The sequence below is a fragment of the Methylocella silvestris genome (assembly GCF_002891535.1).
GTDB classification, from domain to species: Bacteria; Pseudomonadota; Alphaproteobacteria; order Rhizobiales; family Beijerinckiaceae; genus Methylocapsa; species Methylocapsa silvestris_A.
In genome coordinates, this window is record NZ_PDZR01000012.1 from 94,850 (window position 1) to 118,736 (window position 23,887).

Here is a 23,887-nt window from a genome sequence, read left to right on the forward strand (position 1 = left end):
AGCAAGGGCCAAACTGCCAACCTCGCGCTTTGAGGCGGAGGTCGGCACTCTCTACAGCGTGGTGTTGCACTCTGGCAGTTTTCATCGTTTCGGTGGGGCTATAGGGAAGGCGCATGAAATGGTTCCGGTGCGGGGAAGCATTTACTTTTGAAAGCTCAATTAATCTAAAAAGAAGTTGGAGATATAACGAATGGCGAGCTATCAGCGCGTTGCATTATTTTTGTTTTTTGACGCTATCGAGCGTGACCTCGTTGCAAAAATTCGCTCTATTTCCTTATCTCAACCTGATCTATTACTTGAACCGCAAAAAACGAAAGCTATTGCTCGTTTGCAGAATCGAGAAATTGGTCTCGACATCGGTGATGACTATGATCTTTTATACGGGCTAGACATGGGAGAGAAATACGAAATATTGCTAAGACATAAGCAAGTCATGGATATATCTTCTGCAAATTATTACAATAATAAATATAAATCGTTTATGAAATGTGTTCCGATACGCAATTCCGTTATGCACGGGAGGCCTCTTACAACAGAGGATTATGCTTTAGGTTTTTCTTTAGCAAACGAATTTCTGCGTGCTCCGAGTTATTGGTCTGAGTTAAATAAAATTTACAGAAACTTCAATAATAACCCAAATTCTTTCCTTAATTTATCGATCCCTCTTACCGAGGATGACTCTACTCAAGAGGTATTAAACAACCTGCCTTTGCCCGAATACGATGATACGGGATTTTTGCCTCGTCCGTCCCTAGAAAGGGATCTCAAGAAAAAAATACTGGGACGTCATCCTGTTATCACGGTGCTTGGCGATGGTGGCAACGGAAAAACAGCCCTGACTCTTCAAACATTATATGGGCTTGTTCATTCAAATGACCACGCCTTTGACGCTATTGTTTGGGTATCCGCCAAATCTACTCGACTTTCAAACAACGAAATCACCCGAATTGAAGGGGCGATAACAAGCTCATTAGGCATTTTTGGTGAAATCGCCGACACGTTCGAAGCAGGAACTGACAGCCCAATTGATAGAGTCCGAAGATTGCTTGAGCAGAACAAAATTTTACTTGTCATTGACAATCTTGAAACGGTTTTGGACAAAACGATAAAGGAATTCGCGGCCGATGTTCCTGGCGTTAGTAAGCTGTTGTTTACGTCGCGGGTACCTCTCGGATCAGACCTCTCAGTTGTTGTTGAATCATTTTCAGAATCAGAATCAGTTGCGTATTTGAAACGGCTCATCGAAGCCTATGATATAGGAAGGCTAAGAAATGATGCATTGGATAAGATAAAATTGTATGTCGCGCGCTTGGGTCACAAACCTCTACTTTTGAAATGGTTTGCATTAGGCGTTTTGTCAGGGCTCGAACCAGCAAAGATCACGAGTAATCCAGAGATTGCGCTACGATTTTGTATGGAGAATATTTTTACAGAACTTGATACGACAACTCGACAAATATTTGCAGTCATGTCAACCATTCCCGTTGCTGTATCGGCAACGGTGATACAGCATGTAAGCCATTTTTCTGCAGAACAAATAGAGTCATCGTTGACTGATCTTCTTAGATTCGCTTTAATAGACAGCACGCAGTCAACTGCGTATGAGCGCCTTTATAATGTTAAAATGTTTGCTAAATCATATCTTGTACGTGTTCTAAAAGAATTGCCAACAAATTCTGTAGAAATAATTGCAAGATATAGAAACATAGAAAGTATATATCAAACAGAAAGAGGGGGAGAGCGGAGGAATAGATACGACCCAAGAAATTATATTGTTCGATCGAAATCTGAAGCTATAGTCGCTCAAAAATTGCGTCAGTCTGTCTCGCTCGCCCTAAGAGAAAATTTTGAGGATGCATACGGGATTCTTGACGAGGCGAAAATAATAAGTCCTGATTACTTTGAAATATTTAGGATAGAGGCCTTCGTCGCTTTCAGGCAGGGCGATAACCCGCGCGCGGCCAACGCCTACGAGACGGCTTTTGAGTACGGCATTAACCAACCTCAGTTGCATCATTTCTACGGCGGCTTTCTTATAAGAAGTTTTGGTGATTACCCTGCAGCGTCAAAACAATTCGATATCGCGTTGGAATCTGATCCGCTCGCCGTTCCGGTTCTTCGAGAGGCGGCTCGAAACAAATTCTTCCTTTACGACTTTGGTTCTGCACAGGGACTTTTAAGCAAGGCTTATGGTGTCGGGTTTTTGAGTCACAAAGACGGTGTGCTGGTCTCGGATCTTCAGGCACAGTTGTACTATCGTCAGGCCGAGTTTTTATTGAGATCTGGGGATCCAAGGGGTGCGTTTGAATCACTTAGGGGCCTTCAGGCTTTTGTTTCTGGGCTAAGTCAGGAATATTTTGACGCTACTTTGGTGGAGCATTTGCAGAAAGCCCTGCCTGTTATCGAATCGATGCAGAGATATGAACAATTTTGTGATTTAGAAATGTTAGATACTCTTGAACTTACGATCCGTAAGCTTCACCCGGCTTTTGCGGTTTCCGCGTTAAATGAGAAATGTGCACGCGATATTTATCCGCGCCGCGTCGGTTTGATGAAGGTCCAGGGCCGAAAGGAAACATTCGGTTTTCTGAGAGATGAAGAGGGGGTGGATGCGTTCATCGCACGCGCTAGTGTGGATGAAAGTCTTTGGGCAGAAATGTGTAATGGAAAGTATGTCGAATACAGCATTGATGAGCATGCAGATGGGAAAGCGAAAGCAACTAATGCTCGATTGTGGGAATTCAAACTAGGAAAGGCATAGTCTTGAGCACGACGCGGATCGTCGCATTGCGGAGACCGCATGAGTTGTCGAACCGGCAGTGTGCTTCTCGCCCCGACAGCGCAATACAACATCGTGTTCAAGGAGTTCCGCCATGCAAGACCCAAAAATTCGCGCGGCGCTGGATCGCCACTGGGCCGCCTCCGACGCCAACGACTTTGCGGCCGAGCACGAGATTTACCGCGAGGACGCGGTGCTCGAATATCCGCAATCGGGCGAGCGCATTCGCGGGCGCGCGAACATTCAGGCCTCTCGCGCCGCGCAGCCGAACCAAAAACGCTTTACCGTGCGGCGGATTGTTGGCGCGGGCGATCTCTGGGTCACCGAATTTATTCTGACCTATGACGGGCGCCCGTCCTACACGGTGAGCATCATGGAGTTCCGCGATGGCAAAATCGCTCGCGAGACGCAATATTTCGCCGATACGTTCGAGCCGGGCGCTTCGCGCGCGCAATGGGTCGAGCTTATGCCCTGAAACCCGGCTGAAGTGAGTGACCCGCCGCCCGCTCGCCCGCTCCGATCTGCCGGTCGACACCACCGCTCTCGCCCGTTTTCTCATCGGCAAGCTCGTCGTGCGGGAATTGCCTGAAGGCGTTGTGAGCGGCCGCATTGTCGAGACCGAGGCCTATGTCGTCGGCGACGCCGCCGGCCATGGCTACCGCGGCATGACCCGGCGCAACCGGTCGCTGTTTCTCGAACGCGGCCACGCCTATGTCTATCTCGCCTATGGCAGCTCATACATGCTGAATGTGTCGAGCGAGGCGGAAGGGATCGGCGCCGGCGTGCTGATCCGGGCGCTCGAGCCGCGCGAAGGCGTTCCGATCATGCAAGCCAATCGCAACATCATGCGCCTGCGCGATCTGGCGCGGGGTCCCGGACGGCTCGCCGCGGCGTTGCGGATCGATCCTTCGCTGGACGGGCGCGATCTTTGCCGGCAAGGCCCTCTGTGGCTCGCGGGCGCAGAGGAGGAAGCCGGCGAAATCGGGCAGAGCATCCGGATCGGCATTTCGAAGGAGGCGGAGCGCCCCTTGCGGTTTTATCTTCGCGGCAATCCCTTCGTCAGCGGTCCGGGATCGCTCAACGGATAAGGCCCCCTCAACCCCCCCCGAGCAACTTGTCCCGCACGAGCGCCGCCGCCCCGCGCGACCAGGAATAATCCGCGCCGATGCGCAAATCGCTCGTCCGCGCCAACACCACAGCGCCCGTATGCGCGTCGCGGATCTGGAAGCGCACCACATAATCGGTGCGGGTGATCCGCGTGACGATGCCGACAAAGGATTGATCGGCGCCGAGTTTTTGCGCGAGCATGGCCTCGCAGCCGTTGCAGAGGTGCAGCGCGCGCGCCTTTGCCTCCTCGCTGTCGGCGCCCGCGACATTGACCAGCCGGTAGCGTCCCGACTCGGCGATCAGCTTGCGGGCCGCGCTCGTCGCCTGATCGAGATAGCCCAAATCGGCGGCGTGATCGCCGGCGATCCCCGCGCCGCCGCTGAAATCATCGAGCTCGAAATCGAAGACGGCGATAGCGATTGGCGCGGGATCGGCGCCGGCCGCAACAGGCGCTAGCGCTCCCATCAAACAAACAACGGCGCAGAGGCCAAGCCAAAGGCGCGCGCGCAACGCGATTCGGTTAGTCATCGCCAAAATCCCTTACGACCGCGGCAACGCGGCGAGCTCGCCAAAAATGAAGCTTTCGGCGCGTTGCCAGGCTTCATCCGTATCGCCGCGAAAAGTGAACAGCTTGTCGAACAGCACGCGCCCGGTCCTCGCGTCGATTGCCTCGATTTTCGCCCATTGCACCAGCGTGCTCATCTTGTGGACGCCGCCGATCAGCAGAATATCCGCGCCGGCCTCGCGCGCCGCGGCGACGAGAGCCGGGACGCCCGCGCCCTGAACAGAGCAGGGGTCGGGGCGACAGGCTGCCGCGACGACGCGGAATTTTGCGCCCTTGGCGAGATCGCTTTTCAGGGCGTCCATGAAGGCGGCGAGCCGCGCCTCATGCTCCTTGCTCTGATCGCGCGGCTCGCCCGAAGTGTCGACATAGTCGAAGTCGATCACCGCGATCGCCGCGCCCTGCTCGGGTTCGGCGGCTATGCCGCAGGACGGCGCAAACCACAGTCCGGCCGCCAGAATAGGAAGAAGCAAACAACGCATCCGACAATCTCCCCTGGTTCGACGCTACATTGCGCGGATGGCGTGGGGCGAACAGCGCACCCGTCCCGGCGCCTGCCGGGCAAATTGCCCGATTTTTGACGCGCGCCTTCCTTGCGGCGCGCTCCGCCCGTAGATTGGGGCCGCGCGTTCCTATGAAAGAAGCCGTCCATGCCGGCGCCAAAACTTGATCTGAAACTTCGCCTCGCCCTTCGCGTTGCGGCGCTCGCGGCGGCCTGTTTCGCTGCTGCCGCAGCCTATGTTCTGTTCGATACCGATCGCGCCGCGCGGGCCAGGGCCGAGGCGGTCGCCGAGGCGGTTGCGGGCGATCTCGCCCTGCAACAGGGCGTCGCCCATTGGGTGCAGATTCCCCACGCAGGGGGCGGGTCCAATCCGTTTCCGGATTTGCAGCGCATCGCGACGGCGGTGATGGCGCCCGGCCTTTGCATCGCCTTTCGCACTGAGAATGGTGACATCGTTCAGCGCCTTTGCAGCGGCGCGGCGCCGGGCGACGCGGCCGCGCCGGAGCTTTTCGCCGCGCTCTATCAGCGCCTGTTCGGCGCGGGGCGTGAAGCGGCCCATCCGGTGATGTATGGCGGCGCGGCGCATGGCGAGGCCGTGGCCTCGATCGATCGGCAGACCCTCATCGGCCAAAGCTGGCGCGAGACGAGCCGGCTCCTCGCAATCATGGCGGCGACGCTGGTCGGGCTCTGCGTCCTCGTCTATGCGGCGCTGGCGGGCGCTTTGCGGCCGACCCGGGCGATCCGCGAAGGTCTTGAGCGGCTCGCCGGCGGCGATCTTTCGGCGCGTCTGCCGCCCTTCGACCTTGCCGAGCTTTCGGCGGTCGGCGCGGTGTTCAATGATCTTGCCGGTAATCTCGAGACGACGCTGGCCGAGCGCAACGCGCTGACGCGGCGGCTGATCGCGGTGCAGGACGAGGAGCGGCTTCATCTTGCACGGGAGCTGCATGATGAATTTGGCCAGTGTCTCGCCGCGATCGGCGCCATGGCCGCCTCGGCCGGGCAGACCGCGCGGCGCGACTGCCCCGCGCTGGAGCCGCCGTGCCAGAGCATCGGGCGCACGGCCGCGCATATGATGGAAGCGCTGCGCGGCGCGCTGCTGCGGCTGCGCCCGCCGGACGTCGATGAACTCGGCCTTGCCGCGAGCCTTGAAGGCCTTGTCGCCGGATGGAACGGCCGCGCTGGCGCCACACGTTTTTCGATCGAGCTAAACGGCGAATTCGACGCGCTGCCGCGCGATTTCGCCGCAAGCCTCTACAGGGTCGCGCAGGAAGCCATCACCAATGCGGCGAAACATGCGAAGGCCTCGAATGTCACGCTGCGGCTCAGCTTGCGCGAGCCCGAGGGATCGGACCGGCGGGCTCACATCGAGCTTGCCGTCGACGATGACGGCAAGGGCGGAGCCGACGCCAAATCGGGCATGGGCCTGCTTGGCATGCGCGAGCGCATCGAAGCGCTCGGCGGCAGTTTGAGCCTTCGCGCCTCGCGCCCGAGCGGCCTTGCGCTCCGCGCGCGCATTCCCGTCCCGCCGGCGCCGCCTGCGGACGAAACGCGGGCCGCGGCATGAGCGGGGCCGCGACCATCCTGCTCGTCGACGATCACGCCATCGTGCGCGAAGGCTACCGCGCGCTGTTGCAGCAGCAGCCGCGCCTCAAGGTCGTTGCCGAGGCGAGCGACGGCGCCGAGGCCTACCGCCTGTTCAAGCAGGTGAAGCCCGACCTCGTCATCATGGATCTGACCATGCCGGGCTTTGGCGGCCTCGAGGCCATCAAGCGCATCCGGCAATGGGATCCGGCCGCCCGCATTCTGGTGTTCACCATGCATCAGAACGCAGCCTTTGCGGTGCAGGCGATCCGCGCCGGGGCGAAGGGCTATGTCACGAAAAGCAGCCCGCCGGAAGCGTTGGTCCGCGCCGCCTTCGACATCCTGCAGGGCAAAATCGCGCTCAGCGCCGACATCGACCATGAGCTTGCGCTGAGCCGCGTCACTGAAACGCCGGTTGCGACCGACGTGCTGACGCCGCGCGAGTTCGAAATCTTGCGTCTGCTGCTGGCGGAAAAATCGACCGAGGCCATCGCCGCGATTTTGGGCCTCAGCCCGAAGACGGTGGCCAACACGCGCTATCTCATCAAGGCCAAGCTTGGCGTCGCCTCGGACATCGCTCTGGTTCTCGTGGCGCTGCGGCAGGGGATTTTGGGCGCCGAGGGCGAGAGGGATGAGATCGCGCCGCTTTGAGGCCGCGGCGTAGCGCGATTTGAAATTGACCACAATTCGCGCTTTAACTGGGCGGTGCGCTGAGTTGTGGCGCGGAAAATCGGGAGCGTGGCGGGGGCCTCGAACAAGCGTATTCTGGACGGCGCCCGCAACGACAAAGCTTAACTCCCGAGGCTCCAGGGTTTTATGAATCAGTTCAATTTGTCCTTCGCGCCGATGCTGCCCCCAGCCGTTCTGGTCGGGCTTGGCGCGCTGGCGCTCATCGTCGTCGCGCTGGGCTTTCTCGCCCGCCGGCGCGGGACGGTTTTGCGCGCGCTCGGCCTTGCCCTTCTGCTGCTAGCCCTGACCAATCCGTCCCTCGTTCGCGAAGATCGCGCCGGCCTCAAGGATGTCGTCGCCATCGTCGTCGATCAGAGCGGCAGCCAGACCATCGGCGAGCGCGCCGCGCAGACCCGCAAGGCGAGCGAGGATCTGCAAAAACAGATCAATGCGCTTGGCAATGTCGAAGTTCGCGTGATCGACGGCGGCCGCGGCGACGAGGACGCCGACGGCACGCGGCTGTTTTCGGCTTTGAACGCCGGCCTTGCCGACGTCCCGCCGGAGCGGATCGGCGGCGTCTTCATGGTCACCGACGGGCTCGTCGACGACATTCCGGCAAAAGTCGAGGCGCTTGGCTTCAAGGCGCCGCTGCATGCTCTGATTACCGGCCACGAAGGCGAGCGCGACCGCCGCATCGAACTCATTGAAGCGCCGCGCTTTGGCATTGTCGGCAAGGATCAGACGATCGAGCTCAAGGTGCTCGACACCGCCGCCAGGGACGATCCGGTCGTCCTGAAAGTGCGGCGCGACGGGGCACCTGTCGCGACCCTCTTCGCCAAGCCGGGCGAACGCGTACGCGTGCCGGTGCGCATCGAGCACGGCGGCCAAAATGTTGTCGAACTCGAGGTCGAGGCGCTGCCGGACGAATTGACGGCCATCAACAACAAGGCGGTGGTGACGATCGAGGGGGTGCGCGACAAGCTCAAGGTTCTGCTGGTTTCCGGCGAGCCGCATTCGGGCGAGCGCATGTGGCGCAACCTTTTGAAATCCGACGCCAACGTCGATCTGGTGCATTTCACCATCCTGCGGCCGCCGGAAAAGCAGGACGGCACGCCGATCAATGAACTTTCCCTGATCGCTTTTCCGACCGCCGACCTCTTTGGCCGCAAGATCAAGGAGTTCGACCTCATCGTGTTCGACCGCTATTCGAACCAGAGCGTGCTGCCGCTGGTCTATTTCGACAATATCGTGCGCTATGTGCGCGAAGGCGGCGCCCTGATGCTGGCGGCGGGGCCGGATTTTTCGGGGCCTGACGGGCTCTATTTTTCGCCGCTCGGGCGCATCGCGCCGGCGCGGCCGGACGGCGATCTGACCGAGCGCCCCTTTCGCGCCGCGATCTCGAAGGATGGCGAAAAACACCCCGTGACCCGCGGACTGCCCGGCGCCGAGCAGACCCCGCCGGCATGGAGCGAATGGTTCCGCCAGGTCAATGCGCAGGTGACGCGCGGCTCCAGCGTTCTCGACGGCGCCGATCACAAGCCGTTGCTGGTGCTCTCGCGCGAGGGCAAGGGCCGCGTCGCGCTGCTGCTGTCCGATCAGATGTGGCTGTGGGCGCGGGGCTTTGAGGGCGGCGGTCCCCATCTCGACCTGCTGCGCCGCCTCGCCCATTGGCTGATGAAGGAGCCGGAGCTGGAGGAGGAGGCGCTGCGCGCCACTGTTCGCGGACGAAAGATCGAGATCGAACGCCAGAGCCTCAAGGCGGACAATCCCCCCGTCAAAATCACCGCGCCGTCCGGCGTCGAGGCGACCGCGACGCTGAAACCCGCCGAGCCGGGTCTGTGGCGCGCGAGCTTTGATGCGCCGGAGCTCGGGCTCTACAAACTGACCGACGGCGCGCTGTCCGTTCTCGCCAATGTCGGGCCGGACAATCCGCGCGAATTTCAGGAGGTGGTCTCGACGCCGGACCGCTTGCGGCCGCTCGCGGAGGCAAGCGGCGGCACCGTGCGGCGGCTCAGTGAGGGCGCGTCGGGGGAGATCGCGCTGCCGCGCCTTGTGGCGATGCGTGAAAGCCCGATCTATGGCGGCTCCGACTATGCTGCGATCAAGCGCAATGGCGCGAGCGAGGTCAAGGGAGTCGGCGTGACGCCGCTGGCGATCGGCCTCGCCGGGCTGCTGGCCTTGCTCGGCAGCGTGGTTGCGGCCTGGCTTTATGAGGGGCGTCGCGGAGCGAAGCGGGCGGCGTAAAGTCAGAAAGCGTTCTCTTCCGCGTCCGCTCAATCGCTTCGGCGCCGCCGAACCCGGCACGCGGCCTTTTGATTGGTTGAAGCTGCCAGCCTGCGCGACGGTTCCCGTTCTCCGCGACAAGGAGGAAGCCATGTCGGCGCTTACCATCATATTGATTCGCCACGCCGAGAAGCCTGCGGCAAAGCCCGGCGATCCTGACCGGGGGCCCGGATTGACGTCATTCGGCGAGACGGACAAACATTCGCTCGTGGTCCGGGGCTGGCAGCGCGCAGGCGCGTGGGCCGCGCTGTTCGGGTGCGGACTCACTCCGGGCGGCGACTACCCGACGCCGGACATCGTCTATGCCGCCAATCCCGACGAGCCGCCGACGGATGGGGGCGACGCCAGCAGGAGGCCGGACGAGACGGTCACGCCGCTGTGCGGACGGCTCGGCCTTTCTCCTCGGACGAGCTATGCGGTCGGCGAAGAAGGGAAGATGGTCGCAGAGGTTTGCGCCCTCGCCGGCGTCGTGCTGGTCTGCTGGGAGCACAAGCACATCGTCGATCCGATCCTGACGCTCATCGCCGGCAAGCAGAAGATCCCGCAGCTTCCGACGCGCTGGAACGGCGACCGTTTCGACCTCGCGCTGCGGTTCGACCGCTCCGGCCCCGATGCACCATGGAGCTTCCGCCAGCTGTTTCCGCGTCTTCTCGCGGGCGACACGGATGTTCCGCTAACGTAGCGATGGCGCAGACGCCCGACTGGGGCGCCGCAGGCCGAGGCGCCGTATATCTCACCGCGCTCGCACGCGCCGCACTTTTGCGCCGGCCGCGTTCAACGCGCCCTCGACCAACTCGCAATAGAGCAGCCGTTCGGGATCGACCGGCCCAATGAAAGTGATTTTGCCCGGCGGGACGCGGCGAAATCCCATCTTTTCATAATAGGGCAGGTCGCCGACCAGCAGCACCAGCCCATGGCCGGCGGCACGGGCGGCGTCGAGCGATTTCTGCACCAGGGCTTCGCCGATGCCGCCGGAGCGGAAGGCCGGATCGACGGTGAGCGGGCCGAGCAGCAGGGCCGGAGCCTCGCCGCAGCGGATCGCCGTGATGCGATTGGCGCCGACAAGCAGCGTTCCGACCCGCGCGACGAAGGACAGGCTGTAATCGGGCTCGACGCCTTCCCTCAGGCGATAGGCTGAACGGGCGAAGCGGCCCGGCCCGAAGGCGTGTTCGTCGAGCCGCTCGATCGCGGCGAGATCGCCCGCGGTCTGCGGCGTTAGGACAAGGGAGAGAGCCGCCATGGCGAGGCCTGTTCAAAGATCGTGACGCTGCGAGAGCCAACAGGGCCAAGCGCTTCGGCTAGCCTTTCTAGAGCATCCGCCCGAAATGCTGAAGGCTTTTTGGGCCAGGCGGATGCGTTGAAACAATGGGTTAGAGGAGAAGTCCGATCCACTTGGATCGGTTCTGCTCTAACGTCCCTCGGGCGAGGGGGCGAGAACGTCGACAATGGCGGCCCGCCGTTGGCCGCCCGCATTGGCGGACTTTGCGGCGTAGGGCGTGAACCAGCCAAGGCCCGCAAGCGTGCCCTGGCGCGGAACATATTCGCAGCCGATGAAGCCGTCATAGGAGAGCCGCTCGATCTCCTCGAACAGGAACGGATCGTTCAGCTCCTCCCCACAGGGTTCATGCCGCGAGGGGACGCTGGCGATCTGGATATGTCCGATGATCGGCATCAAGGTCCGCAACGCGATCGTGACGTCGCCCTGCATGATCTGGCGATGATAGACGTCGAATTGCAGTTTGACATTCGGCAGGCCGAGGTCGCGGATGAGGCTTTCGGCAAAGGCGAAGTCGTTGAGGAAATAGCCCGGCATGTTGCGGGCGTTGATCGGCTCGAGCAAAAGATCGACGCCGCACCGGGCGAGTTTTTCGGCGCTCCATGCAACGGCCTTGCGATAGGCCTTGACGCTTTCGGCGTCGTGGCGGTCGGCAATTCCCGCCATCAGATGCAGGCGCTTGACGCCGGTCGCCGCCGCATAGGCGAGGCCGGTTTCGACGCTGTTCTGAAGCTCTTTGAGGCGACCGCTCAATGCGGCAAGGCCGCGCTCGCCCGCCGCCCAATCGCCAGGCGGCAGGTTGAAGAGAGCCTGGGTCAGATGATTGCGCTCCAGCCGCGCGGCGATCGCCTCCGGCGGGAAATCATAGGGAAACAGATATTCGACGGCCTCGAACCCGGCGTCAGCCGCGGCGTCGAAGCGGTCCAGAAAGGACCATTCATTGAACATCATGGTGAGGTTCGCGGCGAAACGAAGCATCGGCGTTCCTTGACGATAAGGGTAATCAATTCCAGATCGTTAACGCATAATATCGGCCCGCAGCATTTGCCGCTTATCGGCGTCATGCACATAGAACGCGGCATATTCACGCGGCCCGATCTGTTGCGCTCCTTCCATAATTTAGACTAATTCTAATTCATAAAGGGGGCCGACTTCTTGACGCGACTTTCAGATCTCACCGAACGGGAAATCCTCGCCCTGGCGATCGCCTCGGAAGAAGAGGACAATCGCGTCTATATGCTGTTCGCCGAGCAGCTGAAGGAGCGCTATCCGGCCACCGCCGAAATGTTCGAGCGCATGGCTGAAGTTGAGCTCGACCATCGCGAGGCGCTGAGCGAGCTTTACAAGGACCGTTTCGGGCCGATCATCATCCCGATCCGCAAAGCCGACGTCGTCTCTTTCGTGCGGCGGCCGCCGATCTGGCTGACGGGCAACCTCTCGCTTGCCGCCATCCGCCACGAGGCGGAAGCGCGCGAGGCCGAAACGGTCAAATTCTACGCCCGCGCCGCCGAACGCGCAAAAGATCCCGCCGTACGCGATCTCCTGCAACGCCTTGTCCGCGACGAGCGCTCCCATCAGGAGTTCGCCGTCGAACTTGAACAGTCGATCGCGGGCGGACCGGCGGGGGCGGCGGAAGCCGAGACCGGGCGGCGCCAATTCATCCTCGAATATATTCAGCCGGGCCTTGTCGGACTGATGGACGGCTCGGTCTCGACGCTAGCGCCGCTGTTCGCCGCAGCCTTCGCCACGCATAATAATTGGCAGACTTTCCTGGTCGGCCTCGCCGCGTCGCTGGGCGCCGGCATCAGCATGGGATTCGCCGAGGCCTTGTCCGATGATGGCGAACTCTCCGGCCGCGGCTCTCCGATCGTGCGCGGCGTGGTAACCGGCGCGATGACGACCGTCGGCGGCCTTGGCCATACGATGCCCTATCTCGTGCCCGACGCCTGGCCGAACGCTTTCTGGATCGCGACCTCGATCTCGGCCGCCGTCGTCTTCATCGAGCTTTGGGCGATCGCCTGGATCAGGGCGCGCTACATGAACACGCCCTTCGTCAAGGCCGTGCTGCAGATCGTGCTCGGCGGCGCGATCGTCCTTGCCACCGGCATTCTCATCGGCGCGTCTTGACGGATAAGGGGCGGCGCTGATAGTGGCGCCCGTGCTGTTCCGCCTCGCCCATTTGACCGATCCCCACATCGGCCCGCTGCCGCGCCCGCGCCGCCGCGAGCTGCTCGGCAAGCGCGTCACCGGCTATTTGAACTGGCGCCGCGGCCGTCATCTCGTGCATGACATGGCGACGCTCAGTCACATCGTCGCGGACGTCAAAGCGCAAAATCCCGATCACATCGCCATGACCGGCGACATCGCCAATATCGGCCTTCCGGCCGAATTCCAGCTTGCCCGCAAATGGCTCGAGACGCTGGGCCCGAGCGAGGACGTCAGCTTCGTTCCGGGCAATCATGACGCCTATGTGCGCGGCTCGCTGCCTGATCTTGCCCGCGCCTTCGCGCCCTGGACGACGGGCGAAATGGGAACCGCGGCGCGCTATCCCTATCTTCGGGTGCGCGGCAATGTCGCCCTGATCGGCCTCTCGTCCGCCGTGCCGACGCCTTTCTTCATCGCCTCGGGCCGGCTTGGGCGCCGCCAGCTCGAATGGGCCGACGCCATGCTGGCCGATTGCGCGACGCGCGATCTCATCCGGGTGGTGATGCTGCATCACCCGCCGCAGGTCGACGCGGCAGGGCTTGCGCGCGGCCTCATCGACGCCCGTGAATTCGAAGAGATGATCTGGCGCCGCGGGGCGGAGCTGATCCTGCACGGCCACAACCACAAGACGAGCGTCGCCTATCTTGACGCGGGCCGCTCGCGCAAGACGCCGGTCGTCGGCGCGCCATCGGCCTCGTCCGCCCGCCTCGCCGCGCGCCACAGGGCCGGCTATCATCTGTTCGAAATCTCCGGAAATCTGCAGGACTATGAGATCAAGGCCTATGCCCGCGGCGTCTTGCCGGGGTCTGGTTTGATCGGCGATCTTGGCGCGCTGGCGCTGTGAACCGGCGCCGTCCCTGAACCGATCGGCGTCTTCCTCGCAATGGCGAAGGTTCCATTCCATCGCGATCTGAAGTGCGTGCGTTTAAGCACATCTTTGCGCGCAAATCCGTTTATTAAAAAGCGCTCTGACCGCACAATAAAGTTTCAAGCAAAACTTCCGATTCAATCTGGCGTTGCTTGCGGATATTGACCATCTGCCTGCATAAGGTATTTCGCGCGCTGTTTTGCGCGCTCTGCGACTTTGAGGCAGGCGTTATCATGTCTATTTACGATTTGGCAAAAATCGGGCTCGGCGGCACGTCGATCGGCTCGGTTCTTGGGCGGATCCCCTTCACCAAGGCGCTATACCGGAAGTTCGCGCTGACTTATCGCCATCACGCGGGTCTGTTCTGCGGCGTCTATCGCAGCTATGAGGACGCCGAGGCCGATATCATTGACGGCCGCGCCACGGGTTGGAACAATGAAGAGACCGCGTCAATCTGGCTTGATAACATCGCGCCGATGCGGGAGGCTACCTATCCGCTTTTGATGTGGCTGTCGATTTTGCTGCGCGAGAATATGACGCTGGTCGACTATGGCGGCAGCATTGGCCTCACCTATTATGGCTTCAAGCGCTATTTTACTCTTCCCACCGCAGCGCGTTGGGTGGTGGCGGAGGTCGATGCGATCGCAGCACAGGGCCAGAAAATTGCCGGAGAGCAGAAGGCTCGGGTCGAATTCGTGACCTCGCCGGAGGCGGCGCCGCCGGCCGATATTCTGATCTCGGCGGGCGCGATCCAATATATCAAAGACGCTGTGCCGGGCCTCCTCGATCGCTTCTGCTCGCGGCCAAGACATGTCCTTTTGAACAAGGTTCCGTTGACCAGCGGTCCGACGTTCTGGACCTTGCAGAATTTCGGCTCTGCCGTGTCGCCCTATCAAGTCTACAATGAGTCCGAGTTTCTCCGTTACTTCACTGAGGCGGGCTATCGTCTGCGCGACCGCTGGGATGTGCATGAGCTCGATTGCTTCATCCCGTTCCACCCTGACAAACGCGTCCCGCATTTCGCTGGTCTCTATTTCGAGAAGGCGGATTAATCTCCGCCAAGCTCGATCACCGCCGCCTTCCCTCGTCCGGCGAGGTCGGCCGCTGCGTTGCTGACGCTGCGGTGATGGGTAAACAGCAACACCTGCGTCGTCTCCGCGAGGCCAGCCAGAAGCTCCAGCGTCGCCGCGCTGCGCTCATCGTCGAAATGGACCAGAAGATCATCGGCGATGAAGGGCAGCGGCTCGGCGGCGCTGGCGTAGCGTTCGACGCTGGCGATGCGGAAGGCGAGATAGAGTTGATCGCGCGCGCCATCGCTCATCAGCGCGACGGGAATTTCCGCGCCCCCCGCGCGCCGCCCGACGACAATCGGCGCGCCCTCCTTGTTGACGTCGGTTCCGACGCCTGAAAAAGCGCCGCGCGTTGCGGCGGAAAACAGCGTTCCGGCGCGCGCAATCAGTGGGTCCTTCTGCTGGTCGCGCATTTTATCCATCGCCTCGCGCAAAAGCTCTTCGGCCAGCGCGATCTCCACATAGCGCTCCAAAGTCTCGTGCATCTGCGCCGTCGCCCGTTCGCGCCCGCAGACGGCTGCGTTGACGCTTTCATGCGCGGCCAGCGCGGCGGACTCGCGGCTGCGATCCTGCAACGCGGCGCGCGCTTCCTCAACGCTCTGCTCGAGGTCTTTCGTCTCGCTTTCGAGTTCGGCCGCGGTCGCCTTGATCTCGTCCACGTCGCGGCTGGCCCATTGCGTCCGCAGCGTGGCGAGGGCCAGCCCGTCGCCGAGCGCTTCGATGCGCGTTTCCTGCTCATGCATCCGGCGTGCGATCTCGGCGCGCTCGGAGCAACGCGCGGCAAGAGCGGCAAGCTCGGCTCCCGCGCATCCCGCGCGCGCGACGAGCGCATCGAGCTCGTCACGGGAGGTCGAAGCGCGGCGCCCGGCTTCGTCGCGCTCCAAAGCCAGCACCGGCAGTTCGCTCTCAAGACTGGCGCGCTTGATCGCAAGATCGCGCGCTTCCCTTTGCCGTTCGGCGAGGAGGTTTGCCGCCGCCACAGCATCGTGCGGCAGAGCGAGTTCGATTTGTTCAGCGATGGCGCGGACGCCTGCGGCAAGCTCCGCCTCATCCTCGTCCATTCGCTTCAGCCGGTTGCGGGTGACGCGCAGCCCCTCGAAATGGCCGTGCGCCGCGGCCCAGAGCGTCGCGATCTCATTGGCTTCTTCAAACGCCGTCGGCGCGCGAACGCCGAGCAGGGCCAGCGCCGCGCGCCAATCCTCGCTCCAGCACGCCTCGCTTTCGACCTGTGCGTAATGCGTCGCGTCGATCCGCTCCAGTTTCGCCGCGATGTCGTCGAGCGCGCGCTCGTCGCGGCGAAAATCGGCGTAAAACTCCTCATGGATTTTTGCTGCCCGGATCGCGGCGACGACGCGGTCGGCGAGACTGGCGCCTGCCAGGGCGCCCGCCGCCAGTCCAAGCCGTACTTCGGCGCGGGTGAGGGCGTCGCGGCGCGGCGCAAGCGCTTCCTCTTCCATTGCGAGAGCCTCGGCCTGCGCCTGCAACTCCCCCCACCGCGCAAGCAGGGCGGCGCGCGCGGATGAAGCCTGTTTCAGCCGGCCGAGATCTGCGAATGGCGCCGCCTGTGGCCATGCCGCGCGCCAGGCTGCAAACAGCGCGTCGCGTCGCGCCAAAACCTCCTCGCGCCGCTCCTTGAGCGCCGCCGAAGCGAGATCGGCGCTCGCTCGCTCACGCAGGCCGAGCTCCAGCGCCGCAACCCGCTCCGCTTCAAGCGAGCGCCGATCGGACAAATCATCCGCAGCCCGCGTCCGCGATTCGCTGAGCGCGACATCGGCGGCGCGTTGTTCCAGCGGCGCGGCGCCGGCGCCTGCCGAAAGATAGCGCGCCTTGATCGCGGCGAAGACCTCGTCGCGCTCGGCCCGCGCCGCGGCGATCGCAGCAAAGGTCGCGGGCGCCCCGCCAACCATCAGCCGGTCGATATCGGCCGCTGCGTGCGCGGCTTTGTCGGCTTCCGCCGCGATCCGCTCATTGAGCCGCGAAAGCTCCGCCTCGATGGAGGCGCGGCGGTTGGTCTCGCTCTCAATCGTCGGCGCATCGGGCAGCGCCTGCTCCATGAGTTCGTCGAAGCTGGCGAGATTTTGCCGGGCGAGCTCGCGGCCCAGCTCGGTTTCGTTCTTGCGCAGACGCAGCTCTTTTGCGGCAACGGACGCGGCCTTGTCGGGAAGCGCTGAAAACGCTTCGGCGGCAAAACCCAAAGGCTCATGCGCTCTAGCCGCGCGGCGCCCCTCCTGACGGCGTAAAATCGCCTCGCGCGTCTGCGTCTCGCGCAGCCGCTCCTCCTTGATCGCCGCGAGCGCGGCGCGGCGGCCGACGCCCTCGGCCGCGAGTTTCTGCGCGCGGGAGATGGCCTCCGGCGGAGGCGAGGCTGCCTCGAGCGCTTCGTCGCTGGCAAGGCCAAGGCTTTGTCGCAACGGGCGCAGCTCTTCGCCGAATCTGGCAAGTTCGCGCTCGCGATTGCGCCGGTCATCGCGCGCCTTGGCGACATGGAGCGCCTTTACGCCAACGGAAGCAATCGCGGCCTCGGCCGCGATCAGCGCCAACGGCACATTGAGGGCACCGATTTTGGTTTCCAGCGTCTTGAGGCGAAGCTCCGCGTCGGCCAACGCCTTTTCCTCAGCTTTTGCGCCCTCGATCGCCGCGCAGCAGGAAGCAGCGAAATCCTCTCCGAGACGAGCCAGTTCGGCATGGGTTTCGAACTCTTCGCTCAACCGGTCAAGCGTGCGGATCGCTGGGGCGACTCGCGCCAGGCGCTCGAGCCGGAGCCTTTCCGCGGTCAGCTCGGCGAGGCGGCGGCGGCGCGCCTCCAGCGTATCGTGCGCGGCGTTCAGCGATTGCAGCGCTTTTTCATGTTTCTCGCGGGTGACGAGGCCGCTCTTGATCGCGCTCTCGGCCGCCTCGAACGCCTCGAGCCCGACATAGAAGGCGCGGTCCGCGCTCTTGCGCGTGGCGAACAAGGCCGCGGCGTCCCGGCGCAGCGTTTCGATGAGCGGGAGCAGCGAGCCGAGGCCGCCGCCCGCCGCCAGAATGAGGCGTCCGATCTCGCCGTCGGCCGCGAGCAGATCGTCGCCGCCGCTGCGCAGGCTCGCGTGGGTGAGCCCAAACAGCGACTGGAAGCGGCGCCGGTCGGTCGAGCCCAAAAGCCGTTCAAGAATCGCCTCGTCGGCGATCTCGCCGCCCTCGCCGGTCAGCGTGCGCGCGCGCCCCTTGCGGCGCCTAAGGCTATGCTGCGTTCCATCCTTCAGCGCGATCGTCGCGCCGATTTTAAGTTTGTCGGCGCCGAAAAGCTCGACCCGCCTGCTGCGCTCGGGCACGCCGAAGAGAAAATCGGCGATCGCTTCAAGCGTCGTGCTCTTGCCCGCCTCGTTCATTCCAAAGACGATGCAAAGTCCGGGCGAATCGGGAAAGCTCAAGACGCGCCTGTCGAAGCGGCCGTAGCCTTCGAGCGTCAGGGATTGAAAGCGCATCAGCCCTGCCCCTGTTCGATCAGGGCGAGGGCGAGTGCGCGGGCCTTCGCGGCGCCTTCGCGGCTCAACTGGTCGAACAGATCGTCGGCGCGCGCGCCCGCCGGCAGTTTTGGCCGGATTTCGGCCAGTTTCAAAGCAAGCCTCGCCTCAAGCCATCCATTCGCCCCGAGTTCCGCGATGGCGTCGGCAAGGCCGCCCGCAACGGTCGGATCGACGCTGGCCGGACGGTGTGGCGGCTCTGTGCGATCGGCGAGCTTTTCGAGCCAGAGATCGGGCGCGATGCTGGCGAACAGGGTTTCCACCTCCTCGCGAAGATGCTGCGCTTTCGCGGCGATCTCGGCGTGAAGACTGCTTTGCCCATAAAGCGCGACGCGCAAGGCGAGCGCGCGACCGTCCGCCGCTTCATAGGCCGATTGCGCGCGCGCGCGAAGGGCGGCGAACAAAGCATCGCGATCCGTCAGGCCCGAAACATCGATCCTCTCCACGCCAAAGCGCACGACGTCGAGGGCGCGATGCTCCAGCGCGACAATCTCATGATGGTCAACTGTAACCAGCGTAGCGCCTTTCGCGCCGGTCTCCTTGATGCTGCGGCCTTGAAGATTGCCGGGAAAGATGATCGGCGGCACCGTCGCGAGCACTTCGCGGGCGTGGATATGGCCGAGCGCCCAATAGTCGTAGCCGTGATTGGCCAGTTGCTCGACGCTGCACGGCGCGTAATTGTCATGGCCCTCGCGGCCTGTGCCGGCGGTATGCAACAGGCCGATGTTGAAACGGCCGGGCAGCGGCTTTGGATAGTCGAGCGCGATATTCTCCAAAACCTCGCGCCGCGGAAAACTGCGTCCATGCACGGCGACGCCGATCTCGTCGATCTCGATCGTGTGCGGCCGGTTCGACGGCAGCAGCGTGACATTGTCGGAGAGTTCGAGGCGGCTGGCGAAGGGGTTTGCCGCGTCGTGATTGCCGAGAATCATGACGATTCGCACGCCTCTTTCTCGCAAGGGGCGCATGCGGTCGACGAAGAATTGGCCGGTGCGATAGTCGCGCCAATTGCCGTCGAACAAATCGCCGGCGATGACGATCAGCTTGCAGTCTTCCCCTATGGCGAGAGCGATCAGATTGTCGAACGCCTGACGCGAAGCGTCCTCGACCCGCGCGGCGAACTCCGGCGATTTCTGCGACAGGCCGAGCAAGGGGCTATCGAGGTGGAGATCGGCGGCGTGAATGAAGCGAAAGCGCAAAGGCGATCCTTCGAGCCCTTTGCGACGGAACCGGACGCAGCCGATGCTCAGGCTCTTGGCGAAACCACAGGGCTTTGACCTATAGAATCAAAGGCCGGCTGCCGTCATCTGATTCGGGACGTTTTCCCCCTCTATGAACGATGAGGAGCCAAGGGCGGGGAGCCAGGCTCTGCGGCCGCTCTCGGTCCGCGGCATCGCCCGCATCCTCGAATGACGATCCTTTCGCAGGAACGGGATGCAAAGCGTGACGTTTTAAGAGCAACGTGAATCGCAGGCGGCCTCAAAATGTTGCCAATGGGGCGGCGGCCTGTCCGGAGGACGGAGGACCGATCATGCCGCAGGGCGACAAATCGAAATACACCGACAAGCAGGAACGCAAGGCCGACCATATCGCGGACAGCTACGAGGCCAAAGGCGTTCCGGAAAAAGAGGCGGAGCGCCGCGCCTGGGCGACCGTCAACAAGGACGACGGCGGCGGCAAGAAGCCGGGTGGCTCGGGGCGCGGCAAGGAAACCGGCCATCCGGCGGCGCAGAAGGGCGGCGAACTGGGCGGGGCGGCGGCGGCCGGGCGATCCCCGGCCGATCGCTCCGCCTCTGCGAAAAAAGCCGCGGCGACCCGCAAGGCGAAGGCGGCGCAGGGCTGAGCGGGCGCCTTGCAGTCGCAGCTTGCAATGAAGGGATTTTGCCGCAACCTTCCGGCCGATTGATCGGAATTCGGAGGGACGCGCCTGAAACGGAAATTCTTGATCCGGGCGGCCTGCGCGCTTGCGGCGATAACGCCGGGCGCACAGGCCGGGAGCGCGGCAAACGCTGATCCTGATTACGCCAATCTCCGATATTCGTCGTTGAGCGAGATCAACGTCGACACGGTAAAAAACCTTGCGCCGGTCTGGACCTTCTCGACTGGCGTGCTGCGCGGCCATGAAGGCGCGCCCCTCGTCGTGGGCGACGCGCTTTACCTCGTGACGCCCTTTCCCAACCGTGTTTACGCGCTCGACATCGCCCATGAGGGCAAGATCCTGTGGCAATATGAGCCAAGGCAGGATGCCGGCGTCATCGCTGTGATGTGCTGCGACGCTGTGAGTCGCGGCCTCGCCTATGGCTCCGGCAAGATTTTTCTCTACCAGGCGGACGCGACGCTGGTCGCTCTTGACGCCGGCACAGGCAAGCCGGCGTGGTCGGTCAAGAACGGCGATCCGGCCAGGGGCGCGACGGGAACGTCGGCGCCGATCGTCGTCAAGGACAAGGTTCTTGTCGGCGTCTCCGGCGGCGAATTTGGCCTGCGCGGCTATCTCACCGCCTATGATTCCGCGACAGGCGCAAAAATCTGGCGCGCCTATTCGACCGGGCCCGACGCCGAGACCTTGATTGATCCCGTCAAGACGCAGGAGCTCGGCCGGAGCGTCGGCGAGGAAGCCAGCCTCAAGAGCTGGAGCGGCGACCAATGGGCGCTCGGCGGCGGCGCCCCATGGGGCCGCATTTCCTACGATCCCAGCCTCAACCTCGTCTATTACGGGACAGGCAACCCCTCGACCTGGAACCCTCTGCAGCGGCCTGGCGAGAATAAATGGGCGATGACGATCTTCGCCCGCAACGCCGATACGGGCGCGGCGGCCTGGCTCTATCAAATGATTCCGCATGATCAATGGGACTATGACGGCGTCAATGAAATGATCCTCGGTGAGACCGTCGTTGCCGGGCAGGCGCGCAAAACGCTGACGCATTTCGATCGCAACGGCTTCGTCTATGTGCTCGGCCGCGCCGACGGCGAACTGCTCAGCGCCGACAAATATGATCCCGCCGTTAATTGGGCGAGCCGAATCGATCTCGATAAAAGTTCCAAAAGCTACGGCCGCCCGGTGCTCGACAAAGCCTTTTCGACCGAGGCCAACGGGGAAGAAACAGTCACGCACAATATCTGCCCGGCGACGGTCGGCGCCAAGAACGCCAATCCCGCGGCCTATTCCGGGCAGGCAGGCCTCTTCTACGCGCCGATGATCCGCCTTTGCATGGATTACGAGCCCTTCCACATCGACTATGCGCAGGGCCAGCCCTATACCGGCGCGGATACGTCGGTGTTTCCGCAGAAGGGCAGGGCGGAGATGGGCGGGCTGATCGCCTGGGACGCGGCGGCGCGGCGCGAGGTCTGGTCGGTGCGCGAACCCTTCGCGGTGGTCTCCGGCGCGCTCGCAACAGCGGGCGGCCTTGTCTTCTACGGCACGCTCGAGGGCTATCTCAAGGCCGTGGACGCGCGGTCCGGCAAGGAGCTCTATCGCTTCAAGACTCCTTCCGGCATTGTCGGCGACCCGACCGCCTTTTCCTCGAACGGGCGTGAATATATCGCCGTGCTCTCGGGCGTCGGCGGCTGGGCCGGGGCTGGCCTGACGGCGGGGCTGACCCGGTCCGAGGAAGGCGCCAATTCGCCCGAGGTCTATGCGGCGCTGGCGCAATATACGGCGCTCGGCGGCCAACTCACGGTGTTCGGCTTGCGGTGAGCTTTTCGAGCGCCGGTCAGAAGGTCATGCGCATGCTGAGCAGCATGGCGTGATTGTAGGTTGGCGTCAGCGGAGACAAAATGGCGCGCTCGGGAACGACGGCGAGCTGGTAGGCGACGCCGAAGCTGAGCTTCACGCGTTCGTAGATCTGGAATCGGCCGAACACGATGCCGGGGCCGACGAGAAACTGGTTGCGGCTGGCGCGCGGGCCGCTCGTCCACTGCGTGTCGTTCATGGCGAATTCCGGCCAGAAATATTCCCCCAGGCGATATTGCAGCGTCGCGCTGGTTATGAGCGACGTTCCGACCTCATGTTGATTGTCGGTCGGCAGCGTGTAGCCGAGGGTCCCCTGGATGTCGAAATCGCCCCAGCCGATGCCGCCGGCGAGCGAGGGGGTGACGATCCAGGCAGGCCGGTTTGTGAAGGCTGTGACTCCGGTCGGCGCCTGGACCGCGAGGAGGCCGCTGACGACATAATCGCCCTGTTCCTCATTCGCGCTGAGGAAGCGCTGCTTGATCGTGACGAAATTACCGTCGTTGAAGCCGGTTGCGGGCTTGACCTGCGTGCGGCTTTCGTAATTCGGCACATTGAGCAAAACTTCCGTGCTCTCCGTCGGGATAAGCTCAAGGCCCTTGCCGCCGCCGTAATTGACAACCTTCGCTCCGTTCTCCAGCGACTGCTGGGACAGATCGAAGCGATATTCCTGCTCGAGCCGAGGCGTGACCGTGGTCATCGGCGTCATCCAATGCGGCTGGCTTGCCTGCGCTCGCTCGACCCGTTCTTGCCAATGGGCAAAATAGTCGAGAATCGGGTCGAGCGGAGCGTTCGAAGGCGTGGCGCGAGGGGCGGCGGGCGGCGCAGCTTCAGCGGCGAAAGATTGCTGTGAGGCGTAGCAGAGGACGGCGCTCGCGCAGGCGGCGACGCGCCCCCCCGCGGCAAAAAAAGCGATTCGATGCGGCATGCTTGGATCTCGTTCGATTTGGGACGACCGACGCGTCTGGCGGCGCCTGGTCACGCCAAATATTCCCATATGTATATAGCTTGGCCTATCGAAAAGTGACGCGCGGAGCGCCTTCAAACTTAATAAATAATTTAATATTCAGAATAACTTGCGCGATTGACCGTGGCTTTGTCGCGCCGCCTCGTCAGACGACGGCAGTGCCGCCTCGCTGGCGTTTTTACGCGTCTCGAAACATGGTATGGTCCCAAGAGGCCGCCGCATTTCTGGCGGCTGGCGGGGCCTGCGTCGCGCAAGCGCGACAGGCCGGAGGCGGGGGCTTTGCGTTCGGGCCGACCGCAAAGCGCGCGGGGAGTGATCGCATGAGCGCCGACGAAGGCGATTTTCTTGGCGCGCCCGCGCGCAAGGCGCCCGAGCATGAGATCGGGCAAAGTCTCGACGATCTCTCGATTTCGCAGATCGAGGAGCGGATTGCGCTGCTCTTCGCCGAAATCGACCGGCTGGAGGTCGCGCGCAAGGCGAAGCAGGCATCGCTCGGCGCCGCCGCGGCCTTCTTCAAGACGTGACGCGCGTGATTCCTAACGCCGCCCGCGCACGGGTCTTGGGCCCGGCGAGGCGCCTTTGTCATGGGTCTGTCGGCGCGCCGCCATGGCTGCGTCAAAAAAGCTCCATAGCGTCGTTGACAAGCTGAACCGGCGGGGTCTATAAGCCCCTCATTGGAAGCGGCGCTGCTGATGTGGCGGGCGCGGATTTCGTTTCTCGGGATGCTCTCGGGTTTTGCTTCCCTGGTCTGGGTTACGACCGGGGCGGTTAGCGTTGTCTGCGTTTTG

Annotated in this window: 20 protein-coding genes; 13 read left to right on the plus strand and 7 right to left on the minus strand. The window is 62.7% G+C overall.

The features are described from left to right. The first annotated feature begins 190 nt into the window (after positions 1-190). The 3 genes from CR492_RS20510 to CR492_RS11880 all read left to right on the plus strand — a co-directional run bounded on the left by CR492_RS20510 (position 191) and on the right by CR492_RS11880 (position 3,867). Positions 191-2,761: a tetratricopeptide repeat protein gene (locus CR492_RS20510; RefSeq protein ID WP_146030249.1), complete on the plus strand. Its 2,571-nt coding sequence runs from the start codon at positions 191-193 to the stop codon at positions 2,759-2,761. 112 nt (positions 2,762-2,873) lie between these two features. After that, a complete protein-coding gene (locus tag CR492_RS11875; RefSeq protein ID WP_102843953.1) occupies positions 2,874-3,254 on the plus strand; it encodes a nuclear transport factor 2 family protein in 381 nt (126 codons plus the stop codon). A 16-nt stretch (positions 3,255-3,270) separates the two neighbouring features. Then, positions 3,271-3,867, plus strand: a complete 597-nt coding sequence (locus tag CR492_RS11880) for a DNA-3-methyladenine glycosylase (protein WP_102843954.1) — start codon at positions 3,271-3,273, stop codon at positions 3,865-3,867. Positions 3,868-3,874: 7 nt separating this feature from the next. Here CR492_RS11880 and CR492_RS11885 read toward each other — a convergent pair whose 3' ends face one another. Together CR492_RS11885 and CR492_RS11890 are read right to left on the minus strand one after the other, a co-directional pair. Further along, entirely contained in the window at positions 3,875-4,414 is a 540-nt protein-coding gene (locus tag CR492_RS11885) for a DUF3280 domain-containing protein (protein ID WP_102843955.1), read from the minus strand. 12 nt (positions 4,415-4,426) lie between these two features. Then, entirely contained in the window at positions 4,427-4,930 is a 504-nt protein-coding gene (locus tag CR492_RS11890; protein ID WP_102843956.1) for a DUF2380 domain-containing protein, read from the minus strand. Between the two features lie 168 nt (positions 4,931-5,098). Between CR492_RS11890 and CR492_RS11895 the strand changes: the two genes are divergently transcribed. The 4 genes from CR492_RS11895 to CR492_RS11910 all read left to right on the plus strand — a co-directional run bounded on the left by CR492_RS11895 (position 5,099) and on the right by CR492_RS11910 (position 10,165). Then, a complete protein-coding gene (locus CR492_RS11895; RefSeq protein ID WP_102843957.1) occupies positions 5,099-6,514 on the plus strand; it encodes a sensor histidine kinase in 1,416 nt (471 codons plus the stop codon). Then, the gene (locus CR492_RS11900; RefSeq protein WP_102843958.1) at positions 6,511-7,182 is read left to right on the plus strand and encodes a response regulator; all 672 of its coding nucleotides are present in this window, start codon (positions 6,511-6,513) and stop codon (positions 7,180-7,182) included. Before CR492_RS11895 ends, CR492_RS11900 begins: the two co-directional genes overlap by 4 nt. A gap of 165 nt (positions 7,183-7,347) precedes the next feature. Then, on the plus strand, positions 7,348-9,444 hold the full coding sequence (locus CR492_RS11905; protein ID WP_102843959.1) for a hypothetical protein: 2,097 nt from the start codon (positions 7,348-7,350) through the stop codon (positions 9,442-9,444). 130 nt (positions 9,445-9,574) lie between these two features. Then, on the plus strand, positions 9,575-10,165 hold the full coding sequence (locus CR492_RS11910) for a histidine phosphatase family protein (RefSeq protein ID WP_102843987.1): 591 nt from the start codon (positions 9,575-9,577) through the stop codon (positions 10,163-10,165). Positions 10,166-10,216: 51 nt separating this feature from the next. On the opposite strand, the gene CR492_RS11915 is transcribed toward CR492_RS11910, so the two are convergent. Continuing rightward, a complete protein-coding gene (locus CR492_RS11915; protein WP_102843960.1) occupies positions 10,217-10,723 on the minus strand; it encodes a GNAT family N-acetyltransferase in 507 nt (168 codons plus the stop codon). Positions 10,724-10,891: 168 nt separating this feature from the next. Beyond that, positions 10,892-11,737, minus strand: a complete 846-nt coding sequence (otnI, locus tag CR492_RS11920) for a 2-oxo-tetronate isomerase (RefSeq protein WP_102843961.1) — start codon at positions 11,735-11,737, stop codon at positions 10,892-10,894. Between the two features lie 177 nt (positions 11,738-11,914). Here otnI and mbfA point away from each other — a divergent pair, with 177 nt between their 5' ends. The 3 genes from mbfA (at position 11,915) to CR492_RS11935 (ending at position 14,884) form a co-directional block, all read left to right on the plus strand. Continuing rightward, positions 11,915-12,886: an iron exporter MbfA gene (mbfA, locus tag CR492_RS11925; protein ID WP_102843962.1), complete on the plus strand. Its 972-nt coding sequence runs from the start codon at positions 11,915-11,917 to the stop codon at positions 12,884-12,886. A 22-nt stretch (positions 12,887-12,908) separates the two neighbouring features. Then, positions 12,909-13,808 (plus strand): metallophosphoesterase family protein, encoded by a 900-nt coding sequence (locus tag CR492_RS11930; RefSeq protein ID WP_180982524.1) that lies wholly within the window; start codon positions 12,909-12,911, stop codon positions 13,806-13,808. 257 nt (positions 13,809-14,065) lie between these two features. Then, positions 14,066-14,884, plus strand: a complete 819-nt coding sequence (locus CR492_RS11935) for a TIGR04325 family methyltransferase (protein WP_146030250.1) — start codon at positions 14,066-14,068, stop codon at positions 14,882-14,884. On the opposite strand, the gene CR492_RS11940 is transcribed toward CR492_RS11935, so the two are convergent. After that, positions 14,881-18,366: a YhaN family protein gene (locus tag CR492_RS11940; protein ID WP_102843964.1), complete on the minus strand. Its 3,486-nt coding sequence runs from the start codon at positions 18,364-18,366 to the stop codon at positions 14,881-14,883. The genes CR492_RS11935 and CR492_RS11940 overlap by 4 nt on opposite strands. Further along, entirely contained in the window at positions 18,366-19,604 is a 1,239-nt protein-coding gene (locus CR492_RS11945) for a metallophosphoesterase family protein (protein WP_102843965.1), read from the minus strand. Before CR492_RS11945 ends, CR492_RS11940 begins: the two co-directional genes overlap by 1 nt. A 332-nt stretch (positions 19,605-19,936) precedes the next feature. Between CR492_RS11945 and CR492_RS11950 the strand changes: the two genes are divergently transcribed. After that, on the plus strand, positions 19,937-20,248 hold the full coding sequence (locus CR492_RS11950) for a plasmid stabilization protein (protein ID WP_102843966.1): 312 nt from the start codon (positions 19,937-19,939) through the stop codon (positions 20,246-20,248). A gap of 129 nt (positions 20,249-20,377) precedes the next feature. Continuing rightward, complete coding sequence (locus CR492_RS11955) at positions 20,378-22,099, plus strand: PQQ-dependent dehydrogenase, methanol/ethanol family (RefSeq protein ID WP_245412059.1); 1,722 nt, start codon at positions 20,378-20,380, stop codon at positions 22,097-22,099. 16 nt (positions 22,100-22,115) lie between these two features. Here CR492_RS11955 and CR492_RS11960 read toward each other — a convergent pair whose 3' ends face one another. Continuing rightward, on the minus strand, positions 22,116-23,060 hold the full coding sequence (locus CR492_RS11960) for a hypothetical protein (protein WP_102843968.1): 945 nt from the start codon (positions 23,058-23,060) through the stop codon (positions 22,116-22,118). A 359-nt stretch (positions 23,061-23,419) separates the two neighbouring features. Between CR492_RS11960 and CR492_RS11965 the strand changes: the two genes are divergently transcribed. After that, positions 23,420-23,623 carry a DUF1192 domain-containing protein gene (locus CR492_RS11965; RefSeq protein WP_102843989.1) on the plus strand — a complete coding sequence of 68 codons (204 nt, stop codon included), beginning with the start codon at positions 23,420-23,422 and terminating at the stop codon, positions 23,621-23,623. Positions 23,624-23,887: the final 264 nt, after the last annotated feature.